This is a genomic window from Alkalicoccus urumqiensis (genome assembly GCF_002993335.1).
In the GTDB taxonomy this organism is placed as follows: Bacteria; Bacillota; Bacilli; order Bacillales; family Salisediminibacteriaceae; genus Alkalicoccus; species Alkalicoccus urumqiensis.
Map to the genome: position 1 here is coordinate 21,921 of NZ_PVNS01000019.1, position 15,870 is coordinate 37,790.

The 15,870-nt window shown below is 50.6% G+C and carries 14 protein-coding genes; 2 read left to right on the top strand and 12 right to left on the bottom strand.

The genetic code is table 11. The annotated features are described in order from the left end of the window. Positions 1-163: 163 nt before the first annotated feature. From C6I21_RS15375 to C6I21_RS15425, 11 genes are all read right to left on the bottom strand, one after another. Complete coding sequence (locus C6I21_RS15375; protein WP_105960373.1) at positions 164-637, bottom strand: DUF441 domain-containing protein; 474 nt, start codon at positions 635-637, stop codon at positions 164-166. Beyond that, positions 634-1,050 (bottom strand): FxsA family protein, encoded by a 417-nt coding sequence (locus C6I21_RS15380; protein ID WP_105960374.1) that lies wholly within the window; start codon positions 1,048-1,050, stop codon positions 634-636. The genes C6I21_RS15375 and C6I21_RS15380 overlap by 4 nt, the downstream gene beginning before the upstream one ends. A 114-nt stretch (positions 1,051-1,164) precedes the next feature. Further along, positions 1,165-1,377: a hypothetical protein gene (locus tag C6I21_RS16620; RefSeq protein ID WP_105960375.1), complete on the bottom strand. Its 213-nt coding sequence runs from the start codon at positions 1,375-1,377 to the stop codon at positions 1,165-1,167. 243 nt (positions 1,378-1,620) lie between these two features. Beyond that, entirely contained in the window at positions 1,621-3,375 is a 1,755-nt protein-coding gene (gene pyk / locus C6I21_RS15390) for a pyruvate kinase (RefSeq protein ID WP_105960376.1), read from the bottom strand. Positions 3,376-3,466: 91 nt separating this feature from the next. Then, on the bottom strand, positions 3,467-4,426 hold the full coding sequence (gene pfkA / locus C6I21_RS15395) for a 6-phosphofructokinase (protein ID WP_105960377.1): 960 nt from the start codon (positions 4,424-4,426) through the stop codon (positions 3,467-3,469). 121 nt (positions 4,427-4,547) lie between these two features. Further along, positions 4,548-5,525, bottom strand: a complete 978-nt coding sequence (gene accA, locus C6I21_RS15400; RefSeq protein WP_105960378.1) for an acetyl-CoA carboxylase carboxyl transferase subunit alpha — start codon at positions 5,523-5,525, stop codon at positions 4,548-4,550. Positions 5,526-5,527: 2 nt separating this feature from the next. After that, positions 5,528-6,385 (bottom strand): acetyl-CoA carboxylase, carboxyltransferase subunit beta, encoded by an 858-nt coding sequence (accD, locus tag C6I21_RS15405; protein WP_105960379.1) that lies wholly within the window; start codon positions 6,383-6,385, stop codon positions 5,528-5,530. A 33-nt stretch (positions 6,386-6,418) separates the two neighbouring features. Beyond that, positions 6,419-7,072 carry a FadR/GntR family transcriptional regulator gene (locus C6I21_RS15410; RefSeq protein WP_105960380.1) on the bottom strand — a complete coding sequence of 218 codons (654 nt, stop codon included), beginning with the start codon at positions 7,070-7,072 and terminating at the stop codon, positions 6,419-6,421. Between the two features lie 115 nt (positions 7,073-7,187). Next, positions 7,188-8,429, bottom strand: a complete 1,242-nt coding sequence (gene ystJ, locus C6I21_RS15415; RefSeq protein WP_105960381.1) for an NADP-dependent malic enzyme — start codon at positions 8,427-8,429, stop codon at positions 7,188-7,190. Between the two features lie 137 nt (positions 8,430-8,566). After that, positions 8,567-11,911 (bottom strand): DNA polymerase III subunit alpha, encoded by a 3,345-nt coding sequence (gene dnaE, locus C6I21_RS15420; protein ID WP_105960382.1) that lies wholly within the window; start codon positions 11,909-11,911, stop codon positions 8,567-8,569. A gap of 21 nt (positions 11,912-11,932) precedes the next feature. Next, on the bottom strand, positions 11,933-12,868 hold the full coding sequence (locus C6I21_RS15425; RefSeq protein WP_105960385.1) for a DHH family phosphoesterase: 936 nt from the start codon (positions 12,866-12,868) through the stop codon (positions 11,933-11,935). Between the two features lie 96 nt (positions 12,869-12,964). Here C6I21_RS15425 and C6I21_RS15430 point away from each other — a divergent pair, with 96 nt between their 5' ends. Further along, the gene (locus C6I21_RS15430) at positions 12,965-13,240 is read left to right on the top strand and encodes a YtpI family protein (protein ID WP_181186281.1); all 276 of its coding nucleotides are present in this window, start codon (positions 12,965-12,967) and stop codon (positions 13,238-13,240) included. Here the strand turns inward: C6I21_RS15430 and C6I21_RS15435 are convergent, their stop codons facing one another. Beyond that, positions 13,241-14,548, bottom strand: a complete 1,308-nt coding sequence (locus tag C6I21_RS15435; RefSeq protein ID WP_105960383.1) for a DRTGG domain-containing protein — start codon at positions 14,546-14,548, stop codon at positions 13,241-13,243. A gap of 241 nt (positions 14,549-14,789) precedes the next feature. On the opposite strand from C6I21_RS15435, the gene C6I21_RS15440 reads away from it, so the two are divergent. Beyond that, positions 14,790-15,458 (top strand): hypothetical protein, encoded by a 669-nt coding sequence (locus tag C6I21_RS15440; RefSeq protein ID WP_142393276.1) that lies wholly within the window; start codon positions 14,790-14,792, stop codon positions 15,456-15,458. Positions 15,459-15,870 lie beyond the last annotated feature (412 nt).

Sequence of the window (15,870 nt, forward strand, 5' to 3'; positions counted from 1 at the left end):
AAGCGGTTACGAAATTGCGCAGCCGCCGATATAGACCAAACCATGCATTTCTCTATGTATTTGGTAATCTCACGATTATCATTATACCATTTTTCGCATAATTGTGAACGCAAAAATACAGAAATACTGTAAACAATCCTGCCGTTTTCCTGCCCCCGGAGGATCAGCCTCCTCCGAGAGTGGAAAAAAACTGCACGACACGCATAGCGAGGTAGGCGATCCCCGCACCGATGACCGGGCCGACTGCGACACCGCCAAATACAGCAACTGCGAGGATGGTACCGACCACGAGCGCTACGGTTATATGTGGATCATTCTGCAGCAGCTCAATACCGTTTGCTGCGATAACCGCTACAAATATTCCGGAAGCCAGTGCAATCCAGGCGTAGGACGACCCCATCGCCGCCTGGAGTTCAGCCAGTCCGATCTCGCCGGTCATAATAGGTATTAATACAGCAATCGTAATAATTGTTACGCCGATTTTTATTCCGTTTGCCTGAAGAAATGGAAAAGCCTGCGATCCGGCACCTGTATAGTGCAGAATCAGCAGGGCCGCTACTGCTATGATAAGCGTCTGGTTCCGTGCAAGTACACCTACACCGAGAAGCAGCAGCATAAATAAAACAGCCTGATTCATCGCTGCTGCCAGCCTCCGGCACTCCGCCCGACGAACTGAATATTTCCGGAACGGACCGCACGTTCATACATACGCTGCAGCATACCTTTAAATAACTCACGCGTTGCAGGAATCAGCAGCAGAAAACCAAAAGCATCGGAAATGAATCCTGGCGTCAAAAGGACAATTCCCCCGATCAGAATACAGATACCATCAAGTATTTCATTTCCCGGAACCTGTCCCTGGGATGTGCGGAGCTGTGCACGCCGGACTGCCTGGAGCCCTTCTCTTTTTGCAAGCCATGCACCGAGCACGCCTGTTAATACAACCATAAGAATTGTCGGAAACAGTCCGATCAGATTCCACGAAAGAAGAATCACGGCCATTTCCAGTGAAGGCACTACAATCAGAAGCAGCAGCAGTAATTTCTTCATCTATTTCACCTCGTTTTTTCATCATACGTTCTTATCAAGTGTATCACGAATACGGCCTGATTCCTACTCGTGAAGCAGACGGACCGCCTTTATACAACCCGGCGGAAGGAGCTCTTAAAAAAGAGAGGTTTGTTGAATAAGTTCCCGCTTTCTGCCTGCACCTGCAGCCGTAAACGTTCCAGAGGGAATCTGAAAAGCGGAAGCGCCCTGGTCACGAGCGACCAGTCCTGGAAGCCCTTCCGACGAAAGCTGATCTTCGCTTTCTTCGGCAGGGGTGAAGGAACCAGAGCGGGTGCTGCAGCTGGACAATACTTCATATCCGTGCATACAGCGCCCGGCTGGAAGACAAGCCCACGCAGGCTCCTGCCGAAAAGCGGAGAAGCTCCATCAACAGAAAGAAATGGTACATGGAACAGAACATTGAAATGCTGCAGCCCTTTATATGCCTGCGTAAAAGAGCCTTTAAATTTTATACATTCTTATTAGTTAAAAAAGCCTGCCGGACATCCTAAGATGCTGTCCGGCAGGCGGTTCCGCTTTGAGAGTAATACTTTTTCACTTTAAAAAGGGTTAGAGGATACTCGCTGATCCTTTATAGATCTTGCCCTGCGTACCGTCTACAGTCACTGTTTCTCCTTCTGTAAACAGAGCGCGGGCGTCATCGATTCCTACAACGACTGGGATGCCGAGGTTGAGACCGACAACCGCTGCGTGGGATGTGAGTCCACCCTGTTCTGTAATGACCGCTGCAGCACGTTCAAATGCCTCAATCATATCGCGGTCTGTATTGTTTGTTACAAGCACATCGCCCTGCTTCACTTTTTGCAGCGCTTCTTCCGACGTGTTGGCAATTGTAACCGGTCCTTTTGTTACTTTACGGCCGATCCCCTGTCCCTGGGCAACGACTTCGCCGATGACATGAACTTTAAGAAGGTTCGTTGTTCCACGCTCGCCGACAGGAACACCGGCAGTAATGACAACGAGATCTCCGTTGTTGACATAGCCCGATTTCAGCGCTTCGTCTACAGAGAGCTGCAGCATTTCATCCGTAGATTTCACCTGCTGCCCAACTTGAGCGTGCACTCCCCATACGAGAGACAGAGAGCGGCTCACACGCTTGCTGCTCGTTACAGCAATAATGATCGATTCCGGACGGTATTTCGAAATCATCCGTGCCGTATGACCACTCTGAGTTGCTGTCAGAATTGCACTGGCCCGAAGGTTGAGAGCCGTGTGGGCTACAGACTGGCTGATCGCTTCTGTAATCGTATTTTCGCTTTCTTTCGTCGCTTTGCGGAGGACATCTTCATGCTTCATTGCCGATTCCGCACGCTCTGCGATATTCTGCATCGTCTGTACAGATTCAACCGGATACGTTCCGGCAGCTGTTTCGCCCGACAGCATAATTGCGTCGGTGCCGTCCAGAATCGCGTTGGCTACGTCGGATGCTTCAGCGCGTGTCGGACGTGGGTTCCGCTGCATGGAATCCAGCATCTGCGTTGCTGTAATGACTGGTTTACCGAGACGGTTGCAGCGTTTAATAAGCATCTTCTGTACGAGCGGTACTTCCTCGGCAGGAATTTCCACACCGAGGTCGCCGCGGGCAACCATCAGGCCGTCGGACACTTCAAGAATCTCTTCGATATTGTCGACGCCTTCCTGATTCTCAATCTTTGGGATAATCTGGATGTGAGCAGCGTCGTGCTTTTCCAGAAGCTCTTTAATTTCCAATACGTCCGATGCACGGCGTACGAAGGAAGCGGCGATGAAATCAACATCCTGTTCGATACCGAACTCGATGTCTTTAGCGTCCTTATCCGTAATCCCGGGAAGGTTCACACTGACGTTTGGAACATTTACGCCTTTTTTATTTTTCAGTGTACCGCTGTTCAGCACTTCTGTTACAAGCTCTTTTTCCCCGATCTCTGTTACGAGAAGTTCAATAAGTCCGTCATCGAGAAGCAGTTTAGAGCCTACATGAACATCATTTACAAGCCCTGGATATGTGATGGAAATAACTTCCTCTGTCCCTTCTACTTCTTCCATCGATACGCGGAGTGTCTGGCCCTTTTCCAGGTCAACTGCTCCATTTTTCAGCGTCTGCGTGCGGATTTCCGGGCCTTTCGTATCAAGAAGGATTGCTGTGTCCTTACCGGCAGCCTCAGCTGCTTCGCGGATGTTTTTGATACGGGCTCCGTGCTCTTCGAAATCTCCGTGGGAAAAGTTCAGTCGTGCTACGTTCATTCCTGTATCGATCAGCTGGGCCAGTTTCTCTTTGGATTCACTGGCAGGTCCAATCGTACATACAATCTTTGTTTTTCTCATGCAGTAGTTCCTCCTTCATATTTCCGTTCAGATTGATTCCACACAAAAGCCAGGACCGTGGCAGCGGTCCCAGCTGAACTGCCTTGTAGAATTAGATCGAAAGCTCTTTCGATAGCTGATACATTTCCTGATCCAGCGACGGCTTCTTTTTCAGTGCATCGCTGATTTCATGATAAACCAAGTTGTTTTTCTCAATTCCTACCATCAATCCCGCTTCGCCGGCAAGAAGCAGTTCAACTGCTTTTGCGCCGAGACGGCTTGCCAGAACACGGTCTCTTCCTGTCGGCGATCCGCCGCGCTGAATATGACCGAGTACAGTAACACGGGTTTCGAGTTCTGTTTTCTCTTCGATTTCCCGGCCGATATCCACGCCGGATCCGACGCCCTCAGCTACAAGAATGATGCTGTGCTTTTTGCCCCGGTCATGACCGCGTTTCAGTCGTTTAATGATCTCATCCATGTTTTCATCCACTTCCGGGATCATGATCGTCTCTGCACCGCCGGCAAGACCCGCCCACAGAGCCAGGTCGCCTGCGTCGCGGCCCATCACTTCAACAACGTACGTCCGCTCGTGGGATGTAGCAGTATCTCGAATTTTATCCACGGCATCAATGACGGTGTTCAGTGCGGTGTCAAAACCGATAGTGAAATCTGTTCCGGGAATATCGTTGTCGATCGTTCCTGGAACGCCGATCGTAGGAAAACCATGTTCTGTCAGTTTTTTAGCACCTTGAAATGAGCCGTCACCACCGATGACAACAAGCGCATCGATGCCGAATTTTTTCAGCTGTTCAATGCCTTTTTTCTGACCTTCGAGCGTTTTGAATTCTTCACATCGTGCTGTGTAAAGCTTCGTCCCGCCGCGGTGAATAATATCACCAACGGAGCCGAGCTCCATCTTTTCAATCTGACCGCTGATCAGTCCCTGGTACCCGTAATAGATACCGTATACTTCAAGGTTATGATAAATTGCTTTGCGGACGACCGCGCGGATTGCTGCGTTCATCCCCGGCGAATCTCCGCCGCTTGTTAGTACTCCAATTCGCTTCATGTCTCTGCTTCACCTCAACTGTATGGCTTCAGTATGCAACTGTGTATAAAATAACACTTTCGTATTGCAAAGACAATAGATGTCTGACAGGGCAGGCTTTCCGGCGATTCGACAAAAATCCCTATTCTTCGGTATTGGCATCGGTTACATCGGCGTAGGATCCAATTTGATTAAATTTTTCCGCCCGTTCTGAAACGAGAACTTCCGGGTCTTTTGATGATAATTCTTTCAGCTCTCTGCGTAGAACCTCCCGTATAGCATCTGCCTGCTGCTGAACATCCCGGTGTGCACCGCCTCGGACTTCGGGAATAACACCATCCAGAATACCGAGCTTTTCCAGGTCCGGTGCCGTAATTTTCATCGTTTCCGCTGCGCGCTGAGCTTCACCGGAATCTTTCCACAAGAGCGCTGCCGCCCCTTCCGGAGAAATAACGGAATAGGTTGAGTTTTCCAGCATGTACAGCCGGTCCCCGATTCCCAGAGCGAGCGCACCGCCGCTTCCGCCTTCGCCGATCACAATACAAAGAACCGGAACGCGGAGACCTGCCATTTCGATCAAATTTCTGGCAATTGCCTCACTCTGTCCCCGCTCCTCTGCTGCTTTTCCAGGGTAGGCGCCTTTCGTATCAATAAAGCAGACAATCGGACGTTTGAATTTATCCGCCTGCTTCATCAGCCGAAGTGCTTTACGGTATCCTTCCGGATGCGGCATACCAAAGTTTCTGCGCAGATTTTCTTTCGTATCTCTTCCGCGCTGGTGTCCGATAACAGTGACAGGGTTTCCTTCAAAAAAGCCGATCCCGCCGATGATGGCAGCGTCGTCTCCATAAAGCCTGTCCCCGTGAAGTTCCAGAAAATCAGTAATAAGAAGCTGAATATAGTCCTGCGTTGTCGGACGCTCTGTATGTCGTGCGAGCTGCACCCGGTCCCACGGTTTCATATTTCCGTATATATCTTCTTCCAACTGAGCCAGCCGGCTTTCCAATTTCTCGATTTCGCCGCTTAAGTCAATGTCTTTGTCTTCGGTAAACGAACGGAGTTCTTTAATCTTTTCCCGGAGTTCGATCACCGGTTTCTCAAAAGGCAGATGATCAGCCATGACTACTCCTCCTCTCCCCGTGCATGAACAGCCAGGATCGTGCCGATCTGGCTTTTTAAATCATGACGGTGGACAACCCGGTCCAGCTGTCCATGATCCATTAGAAATTCCGCTGTCTGAAAATCATCCGGAAGCTTTTCCCGCACTGTCTGCTCAATAATTCTTCTTCCTGCAAATCCAATCAGCGCGCCCGGCTCCGCCAGATTCACATCTCCGAGCGATGCAAAACTTGCGGAAACCCCTCCTGTAGTAGGGTGGGTCATAATACTGATAAAAAGAAGCCCTTCTTCATGAAGTCTTCGGAGTGCTGCACTCGTTTTCCCCATCTGCATGAGGCTGATAACACCTTCCTGCATGCGTGCTCCGCCGGAAGCCGCGAATAAAAGCAGTGGACGTCTTTCGTTTACTGCCGTGTCGGCTGCACGCCTGATTTTCTCTCCGACAACAGCTCCCATGCTGCCCATCCGGAAACCGGCATCCATAACACCGATGACAACTGGAACACCTTCGATCTCTGCTCTTCCAGTTACAATGGCTTCATTTAAATTCGTCTTTTCCCGGTCTTTCGCTGATTTTTCTTTGTATTCCGGAAACCCGAGTGGATCTTCAGCGATCAACTGCGCATCCATTTCCGTAAACGTCCCTTCATCCACCGTGCAGTACAACCGTTCTCCCGCAGACAGCCGGTGGTGATAACCACAGTGTTCGCATACCATATCATTTTTTCTGAGCTCTTTTATGTACGATATTTTTTTACATCCGGGGCATTTGGACATCAGCCCTTCCGGCACTTCCTGTTTGGCTTTTTCAGAAGGGATTTTCTCCGGGCGCTTTTTCTTGGAAAACAAATCTCGAAGCATTATCATTTCCTCCTCATTCACTTATTCACGCCGCTAGAATCGGCTGTTTTTCATATGCAGTCTGACCGCACCGGCTGCTTCATCGGGTCCTTTCAGAATGGAATCTACAATAAGCAGGTGTTCCTGGTAAGCATCTTCGATTCTCCCCTCTCTTGACAGTGACTGTCTGAGGGCGGTCCTGCTGTATTCAACTAAAGGTATCCAGATATTTAAAATAAGCTTGTTTCCGCCGAGACTGACGAGCGTGCGGTGGAAGTGAATATCGGCTTCCAGCGCTTTTTCCACATCCTGCTGATGGGCATATTCCGCCAGCTGGTAAAGGTGCCGCTTCTCTTCTTCTCCGGCCCGCTCACTCGCAAGCCGGGCCGCCTCCACCTCCAGGATCGCTCTCGTCTCAGCAAGATCCTGATGAGCGCGGGCATCTTTTAGAAAAAAGCCTGCGAGTATTTCCGCCAGGCGGTGGCTTCCGGAAAGGCGGAGAAATGTTCCTTCCCCTTTCCTCGTTTCGATCAGATCCAGAAGTTCAAGTGCCCGGAACGCCTCCCTTACAGAAGAACGGCCGACGCCCAGCTTTTCTGCCAGTTCCCGCTCTGAAGGGAGCTTATCGCCGGCCTGAAGCTTATCCTGCATGATTAATGTTTCCAGGTGGTGCAGAATCTGCACGTATACTTTCTTTCCATCGCTCACCGAAGGCCCCCTTTCCCGTCTGGTGCGGCTCGTCTATCTAAATGGGTGGGAGGTGCCTCAAACCAACAGGTTGAGACACCTCCGCGCAGGTCAGCCTTTTTTCTGACAGGACTGATTATGCATCATCGTCGATCATGGTCAGCTGGCGCGTCTTTTCCGCTACCGCTTCCGCATCGACTTTTCGTCTGGCAACGCCCGTTTCCATTGCTGCCTTGGCGACCGCTTTCGCTACAGCAGGGGCCACCCGCTTGTCGAACGGTCCCGGAATGACGTAATCTTCGTGAAGATCGCCGGGCCCTACAAGCTCAGCGATAGCCTGTACAGCTGCTTTTTTCATCTCTTCATTGATATGTGTAGCGTTCACATCAAGTGCTCCCCGGAATATACCCGGAAAGGCGAGAACATTGTTTACCTGATTCGGGAAATCCGACCGGCCTGTACCAATCACGCTTGCGCCGGCTTCTTTCGCTTCATCCGGCATAATTTCCGGTACCGGATTGGCCATCGCAAAAATAATCGGATCGTCGTTCATTCTGCCGACCATTTCCTGTGTAAGCGCTCCTGCAACAGAAACACCGATGAACACATCGGAGCCTTCAATGACTTCCGGAAGCGTTCCTTCCAGTTTGTCACTGTTCGTTACCTGGGCAATTTCGTGCTTCAGTTTGTTCATGCCATATGGCCGGCCGTCGTAAATGGCACCTTTCGAATCGCAGAGAATGATCGACTTGCAGCCCATGCTCTGAAGAAGTTTCATGATCGCAATGCCTGCTGCACCGGCACCGTTAATAACGACGCGGATATCCTTCATTGCTTTTCCGCTGAGCTTCAGTGCATTCACGAGTCCTGCTGCCGTAACGATTGCTGTACCATGCTGGTCATCGTGAAAGACAGGAATATTCATTTCCCGCTTCAGGCGCTCCTCGATTTCAAAGCAGCGCGGGGCGGCGATATCTTCCAGGTTTACTCCACCGAACGTCGGCTGCATGAGCTTCACCGTCTGCACGATGGTATCTACATCTGTCGTATCCAGGCAGACAGGGAATGCATCCACACCGGCAAATGACTTAAACAGTACTGCCTTCCCTTCCATGACCGGCATCGCCGCCTCAGGGCCGATATTACCCAGACCGAGGACAGCCGTACCGTCAGAAACGACAGCAACCATATTTCCTTTTACCGTGTAGTCGTATACTGTCTGAGGGTCTTCAAAAATAGCCTTGCATGGTTCTGCTACACCTGGAGAATAGGCAAGCGATAAATCGTCCGCATTCCGGACAGGCACTTTGGCCTTTGTTTCAATCTTCCCTTTCTTTACCCGGTGCATGTGAAGTGCTTCTTCTCTCAGTGTCGCCATACTCGCCACTCTCCTCTGCTGTAGTCACATCTTCCGTGGTGGTCTGACCACCCGGCAGTCCATGTATCATTATAGCAGAAAACCGGACGGCGTACACCGTCCGGCTGGATTTTTTACGGAAAAAGCCTTGCCGCAGGTCAGAAGTTGGAACCGCTTCCTTCGTGCAGCAGGACATTCTTCGATCCGAGCACAGCTCCGAGCCGCTTCAGCAGAACGTCATCCGCTTTCACATTCCACATCTCTGATAACTGCATTGTCTGACCGCTCCTCTGATACGTCATCCGGACCGGTATACTGCCGGGAGCTTCATCCAGCAGTTTTTTCACCTTTGTCAGTGACCTTCGTTCTGCATCGGCTGTAATGTACAGGTGAAGGACGTCTTTTTTCTTTTCTTCAAGACGCTTCATCCACTCTTCGATCTGCACGGCTTTCTCTAATATGAGCTTTTTTTCTCCATCGTGCTCATCCACGCGGACTTCCAGGAAAACAGCAGCTCCTTTAACAAGCTGCAGCTGATACGCTTCATACGCTTTCGGAAAAACAGTGACGGATATTATTCCGCTCTCATCCTCCAATTCCATAAACGCCATCAGCGCCCCTTTTTTCGTGCGGATGCTCCGGATTGTCTGAATCAACCCTGCTGTACGACATATTCCGTCTGACGGAAGGTCGATGATTTTTGTGCGTCCGTATTCTGAAAGCAGTCCAGAATATGCTTCCAGCGGATGACCGCTTACATAAAAACCGAGGTATTCTTTCTCGTTATCCAGTTCCTCGGAATGCGAAAAAGCAGGGCGTCTCTCATATTCTCTTGCCGTCTGCTCATCCGGAAATAAAAAGGCCCCCTCCTCATTCTCACGCCGTTTTTCTGCAGCGTAGGACATGGCAGCATCCAGCGTGGCAAGAAGTGTAGCCCGGGTTTCACCGAAGCTGTCACATGCGCCGCTGTGAATGAGTGCTTCCAGCGTCCGACGTTGAAGTGCTGCCTGCGGAAGCGACGCACAGAGCTCAAATAAATCGCTGTATGGTTTTGTTTCCGAGAGGAGATCTGCGGTTTTCGTGCTAATAAATCGAATGGCCCCGAGGCCTGTCCGAATGCTTTCCGTCTCAATGGAAAAGGAAGTACTGCTGTTGTTAATGTCCGGCGGCAGCAGACGGATTCCGCTTGATTTCGCTTCATCAATCACGGCAGCCAGCTTCTCCTGATCATGCAGCAGCCCTTCCATCATCGCTGTATAAAATACATGCGGGTGGACCGCTTTTACATAGGCAAGCCGGTAGGAGATGATGCTGTAGGCGACAGCGTGGCTCCGGTTAAATCCATAATCGGCAAACCGGACGATTAAGTCATATACTTTTTCCGCATCTTCCGCGGTATGCCCTTTCTCCTGAGCTCCCTCCAGAAAACGGCGGCGCCCTTTCTCGAGCTCCTCCCGCTTTTTCTTACTCACCGCTCTTCGCAGCAGGTCTGCTCCCCCTGGTGTAAACCCTGCCATTTTTACTGCGATCTGCATAATCTGCTCCTGATAGATCAGCACACCGAACGTTGTTTCCAGAATCGGCTTCAGATCGGGATGAACGTAATCCGGCGTTTTCCGCCCATGTTTCCCATCGATATAGTCGGTAATGAAGGCCATCGGACCGGGCCTGTACAGCGCGTTCACTGCCACAATGTCTTCAAACGTCGTCGGCTGCATCTGCTTGAGCACGCGCTGCATTCCGCCGGATTCCAGCTGGAAAATGCCGCGTGTTTTTCCTTTGGACAACAGCTTGTAGACAGAAGGTTCATCCATCGGAATATCAGAGAAGGAAGTGCCGGCTAATGCTTCCATGCGGTCCAGCAGCGTTAAGTTCCGCAGACCGAGAAAATCCATTTTTAAAAGGCCCAGCCTTTCCAGATCACCCATGGGAAACTGCGTCAGTTTCATGCCATCCTTACCAGGCTGAAGCGGCATATAATCAGTCAGCGGGACGCTGCTCATGACTACTCCTGCGGCATGAATGGAAGTATGTCTCGGTAGTCCTTCCAGCCGCTCCGCTGCTCTTAGAAGCGGTGCAGCCTGCTCCTTTTCTATAAGGTCGGCAAACCGGCGGTCTTTTCCGGCTTCCTCAAGTGTTACAGAAGGCCCGGCAGGCACAGCGCGGGCAATACGGTCTACGGCATAGCTGTCAAACCCGAGCGCCCGCCCTGCATCCCTCAGCGCAGCTTTTGCAGCAAAGGTACCGAACGTAATTATTTGAGCCACCCGGTCCATCCCATACTTGTCTGCCGCATAATGAATAACACGGTCTCTGTCCACGTCGGCAAAATCGATATCGATATCCGGCATCGTCACCCGCTCAGGATTTAAAAACCGCTCAAACAGAAGCCCGTACTCGAGTGGATCCACTTCAGTGATACCAAGAAGGTGCGCCGTAAGCGAACCGGCAGCCGATCCTCTTCCCGGCCCGGTCGTGATGCCCTCATTTCTGCAGTACGCCATGAAATCGGCGACGATAAGAAAGTAGTCGGCGAACCCCATTCTGTTGATGATGGACAGCTCATACGAAAGCCGGGCTTCTGCTTCGCGCGGAGGCGTGTCATACCTTTCCATCAGACCGTTTCTGCACCATTTTTCAAGCGCTTCCGGTGCAGGCAGACCGGATGGATACGATGGCAGCTTCACTTCTGCTTCCGGAAGCTTCCAGCTGCACTTCTCCGCGAGTCTTCCGGCTTCTTCCACCGCAGCCTGCCAGCCGGGGAGATCCTGGATCAGTTCTTCTTCTGACACCAGCGGACCACCCTCCACCTGATGCTGATCTTCCTGAACCGCTGTATTTGCAGCAATTGCCTGAAGCAGTAAAGGTGTCTGAGCATCCTCCTTTGAGCTCGAGAGAACCCTGGCACCGGCGAGAAATGCCGGCGGCTCCTCCATCGTATCCCGCCATCGGGCAAGCGTTTGACGGATATCCCGGCCGGTTTCCCGGCCATATGGGGAAATTTCTATGTAGGTTTCTGCCGCCCGGGAAGCGATACGCTGATGCATCTGCCATGCCTGATCCTCTTCTCCGTTCATCAGAAGACGGGTGGACAATCCGGTCAGCATCGGTTCAATAATAACGAGATGTTCACCGCTGACAGAAGAAAGTGGAAGAGAACCGCCGTTTTCCCAAAGTTCGGTTATCAGGCGGATGAGATGCGGGTACCCTGCCTGCTCCCGCACAATACAAAGAAGCTCACCGCTGCAGTTTTTATCTGCATGCACGGTAAGCTTTGCTCCAATAATCGGCTTCACGCCCGCTTTTCTGCATTCTTCATAAAAAGCCGGGGCGCCGTAAAGATTATGGCGGTCGGTGAGTGCCACTGCAGAGTGACCCTGCGCTGCCGCCTGCCGCACAATGGAAGTAATGCGGGCACTGCTTTCAAGTAAACTCCATTCACTCTGTACATGAAAATGGGTAAATGCCACTGCCGGACCGCCCCTTTCTTGTTCTTCTGCCATTATAACACGAACATTCGTTCTTTACTTAGGAAAATGACCGCACAGCTCATCCAGTTCCTGAAATAAAGCGTCTGCTTCTTCCCAGTTTAAAGCATCTGCGCCGGAAGCCATCGGATGGCCGCCGCCCCGGTACTTCTGTGCAAGAGCGTTAATCTCAGGTCCTTTTGAACGCATCCGGACCCGGATCCGCTCCGGCTCTTCCACAAAAAACACCCAGGCCCGCAGTCCATCCAGGTGGGAAAAGCAGTTGACGATCGCTGCAGCATCATTGGACGTCACATCAAAGGAAGCGAGCGTTTCCTCCGACAGATTCACTCTGGCGGCACCATTTTTCGTTAACTCTACGCTGGAAAGGACATATCCCTGCAGCCGCAGAAGTGTGAGAGAGGTTTTTTCCATTTCATGATACAAGGAACTCCGGTCAAACGTAAAAGCGGCGAGCTTCTGTGCAGCATGGAAAGTTCTTGACGTCGTATTGGGAAAGCGGAAACGTCCGGTGTCTGCCGTAATCCCTGCATAAAGCAGCCTGGCTGCCTCATCATGCATGTCGGCGCCGACGTTTTCTGCAAGCTCGGCAATCATTTCCGATGTGGAGCTCGCTTCTGTATCGACCCACTGAATGTCTCCATAGGGTTCCACATCCGGGTGGTGATCGATTTTAATGAGCATCTTCCCTTTATCCCAGCCCGCACCATCGATCCGTGCCGTGTTCGCCGTATCGCAGACAATCACAAGTGCTCCTTCGTACACAGCATCATCGAACGTGTCCATGCCGCTTAGAAATTCGAGTGATGCTTCTGATTCACCTGCCAGGTACAGCTTTTTCTGCGGAAAACTGGTTTTAATTAATTCAGCAAGACCCGCCTGGGAACCGACTGCATCAGGGTCCGGACGGACGTGGCGGTGCAGAATAACCGTATCATGCCGGCTCACTGCCTCCCAGATCTGTTCCTGTATACTCAACATGTCATCTCTCCATTCAGTTGCACAGTAAAAGTTCCTCCGCTAGAATGGAGAAGGTTTATTCCCCATTCAAAAGGAGACAATTCTGTCATGATTATTTTTCCAATCGTCATTATCTTTTCATTGATTGCTTATGTTTATTTTAAAGTGGCTGAAAGCAGACACGCCGAATACACGGAGCGGGAAAAGCAGGGAGCCAAGGCAAACATTTCGCTCGGACTTTTCATCGCCGCCTTCGGTATAAACAGCTATGTTTTCTACCAGACACAGCTTGCAGCAGTGATCGGGCTGATTTTCTTCGTCCTGGGAACGGCGAATATCGTTCTAGGAACGAGAAAATATAAGCAGCTGTCCGGCGCTGAATAATCAGCGGTCGATCAGCTGCGCCATCAGCATCGCTTTACCGACCATCTGTCCCTGAATAAACAGCTCCACGTCCACTTTCCCAAACTTCCTTCCAGCTTCCAGAAGCTGCGGTTTAATATGAAGCCGGGAATCAATCTGTACCGGCTTCATGAAAAAGACCGTCAGGCTTTCGACAACCAGATCCCCCTTTTTCGACTTCCGCAGAATACGGCTTGCCGACTCCGTGACAATCGTTGTAATGACACCGTAGGAAATCGTGCCGAGATGATTTGTCATCTGCGGCGTTACTTCCAGCTCATACAGCGTTTCACGCCCTTCAGAAGCATCTTCCAGGTGCCGTGTAACTAAATCTTCAATCGTATCGCCGACATGAGGCTGGCGCTGGATCATCTGGAGTGCCTTCAATACGTCCTGACGGCTGATCACGCCGATTAATTTCCGTGAAGAGGATATAACCGGCAGGAGCTCGATCCCTTCCCAGACCATCATGTGCGCTGCCGAAGCAACCGACGTCTGTCTCGTAACCGTAATCGGCTGCTTTGTCATCACCTTTTCGATTTCTGTAAACGGAGCAGCCCCCATAATATCTTTTCCGGTCACAACCCCGTGAAGACGCAGGTCGTCATCAATGACCGGATATCGGCTGTGCCCGGTTTCCTGGCTCAGCGCCTGGTATTTTTCCACGGTATGGTTCAGCGTGAGATGATTTGTTTTCTCGATCGGAATGAGAATGTCTTCAACGGAGACGATTTCCTTTTTGATCAGCTGATCATAAATCGCACGGTTGATCATCGTAGCTACGGTGAATGTGTCGTAGGAGGTTGAAATGACGGGCAGTTCAAGCTCATCAGCCAGCTTTCGCGCTTCTTCTGTCGTATCAAAGCCTCCGGTGATTAATACCGCAGATCCAGCTTCAAGTGCCATCCGATGAACCTTTTCCCGGTTTCCCACGATAAGAAGGTTGCCAGCATCCACGTACCGCATCATCTGTTCGGATTTCATGGCACCGATGACGAATTTATTCAGCGTCTTGTAAAGCCCGTTTCTCCCGCCCAGCACGGTTCCCTCTACAACGTTGACGACTTCCGCATATGTAAGCTTCTCAAAGTTTTCCTTCTGCTTCTTCTCAATTCGAATAGTTCCTACCCGCTCAATCGTACTGACGAGCCCTTGATTTTCTGCATCTTTAATAGCTCTATACGCTGTTCCCTCACTCACATGGAGCTCTTTTGCTATATGCCTCACCGAGATTTTGAAACCAACATCCAATGTCCGGATGAACTGTAGTATTTGTTCGTGCTTTGTCATAGAAGGAGCATCTCCCTTTTCAATAAACTGTTTACCTTTGCCTCTTCCTTCTGTACTATTACAAGTATAAGCTTCCCTGTAAGCAACTTCAAGAAACTTCTTCCTCCCGTTTCTCCTGACATGCTGCACAGGACTTTTTGATACTTTTACATGTTTTTCGAATAAGATGGATAATACAGACAAGATTACGGGTATGGAAACATAAATAATGTACGGAGATAATCAGGAAAGGAGAAGCTGTATGCATCGTCTATTACTATTGTTCCTCTATGCAGCGGTGCTTACAGCCTGCAGCAATGAGGAAGCCGTTCCCTTCGTAGAGGAAGAAGAAGAAACGGTGGAGCTGATTGTCGGCAGTCAGGAGAGCAGCTTTAATGCAGAACGGTATGAACACTTAACCAAAGAAGCACTGCTCATTTACGACGCCTCTCAGGCGATGGATGAACAGAATGAATGGGAGCGGCGCTGGTTTGTCCGATATTACATTCAAATGCACGAATACAATGAAAACTGGTCTACAGATGAGATGCTTCAACTGGCAGAAGAGCGCGTCGAATTCGAAACGGCCTGGCGGCTTCTCGCAAGACATAAGTACGATGTCAGTGCTTCTCCGGAAGAAATTGAAGAACAGGCAGCGTACAGCATGGAACTGTTCTCCACGGATACGCCGGCTTCCATTCAGGGCATGGCCGACGGCATGAACATGACGGTGGAAGAGTTTTTCATTCAGTTTGACCGGGACCATCTGGAACGGAGTGTAATGTGGGAAGACCTTTCTCCGCTGGTCGCAGAATCGTACCGCCGGGAGGATGATACACTTCCGATGGACGCAGCACAGCTGTTCAATGAAGAAGTGCTTGCCTACATGGAAGAAACGGCTCTTCCTGAAGGGCTGCCGGAATATCCCTAATTTCTGCAGATACAGAAAACGCCCCGTCACTTATGATGGAGACCACTGAAAAAGTCTCTATTAACACAATTTGATATACGAAAAGAAACTTTAACCTTTTCAATTAGTGAAATCAGACTGCACTACAGACGGAAGCTTGCCGCGGGCATGGCCTCAGCCTCCTCGAACATCCTTTGGATGTTCTACAGGGTCTTCACCTCATGCTCTTCCCGCAGGCGTCCCCGTCTTTCGTTTCGTCTGATTGAGCCTGGGATAAAAAGCATGAAAATGGTCAATAGAGTTTCATAAAAAAAGCTCGGCTACGCCTCGCCCTTTGGGTGCGGACGTAGCCTATTTTTTGAGCATCGAATGATCATGCGTGATGCCATGAATGCTCGTATAATAAACCGGAACCATTTCCCCTCCGCACTGT

Bases quoted from the DNA above. Each gene is read 5' to 3' on its own strand.
- pfkA (WP_105960377.1), bottom strand. From the start codon at position 4,426: ATGAAGCGAATTGGAGTACTAACAAGCGGCGGAGATTCGCCGGGGATG.
- accA (WP_105960378.1), bottom strand. From the start codon at position 5,525: ATGGCTGATCATCTGCCTTTTGAGAAACCGGTGATCGAACTCCGGGAA.
- C6I21_RS15440 (WP_142393276.1), top strand. From the start codon at position 14,790: ATGCATCGTCTATTACTATTGTTCCTCTATGCAGCGGTGCTTACAGCC.
- C6I21_RS15380 (WP_105960374.1), bottom strand. From the start codon at position 1,050: ATGAAGAAATTACTGCTGCTGCTTCTGATTGTAGTGCCTTCACTGGAA.
- C6I21_RS16620 (WP_105960375.1), bottom strand. From the start codon at position 1,377: ATGCACGGATATGAAGTATTGTCCAGCTGCAGCACCCGCTCTGGTTCC.
- C6I21_RS15375 (WP_105960373.1), bottom strand. From the start codon at position 637: ATGAATCAGGCTGTTTTATTTATGCTGCTGCTTCTCGGTGTAGGTGTA.
- accD (WP_105960379.1), bottom strand. From the start codon at position 6,385: ATGCTTCGAGATTTGTTTTCCAAGAAAAAGCGCCCGGAGAAAATCCCT.
- C6I21_RS15430 (WP_181186281.1), top strand. From the start codon at position 12,965: ATGATTATTTTTCCAATCGTCATTATCTTTTCATTGATTGCTTATGTT.
- pyk (WP_105960376.1), bottom strand. From the start codon at position 3,375: ATGAGAAAAACAAAGATTGTATGTACGATTGGACCTGCCAGTGAATCC.
- dnaE (WP_105960382.1), bottom strand. From the start codon at position 11,911: ATGGCAGAAGAACAAGAAAGGGGCGGTCCGGCAGTGGCATTTACCCAT.
- ystJ (WP_105960381.1), bottom strand. From the start codon at position 8,429: ATGGCGACACTGAGAGAAGAAGCACTTCACATGCACCGGGTAAAGAAA.
- C6I21_RS15435 (WP_105960383.1), bottom strand. From the start codon at position 14,548: ATGACAAAGCACGAACAAATACTACAGTTCATCCGGACATTGGATGTT.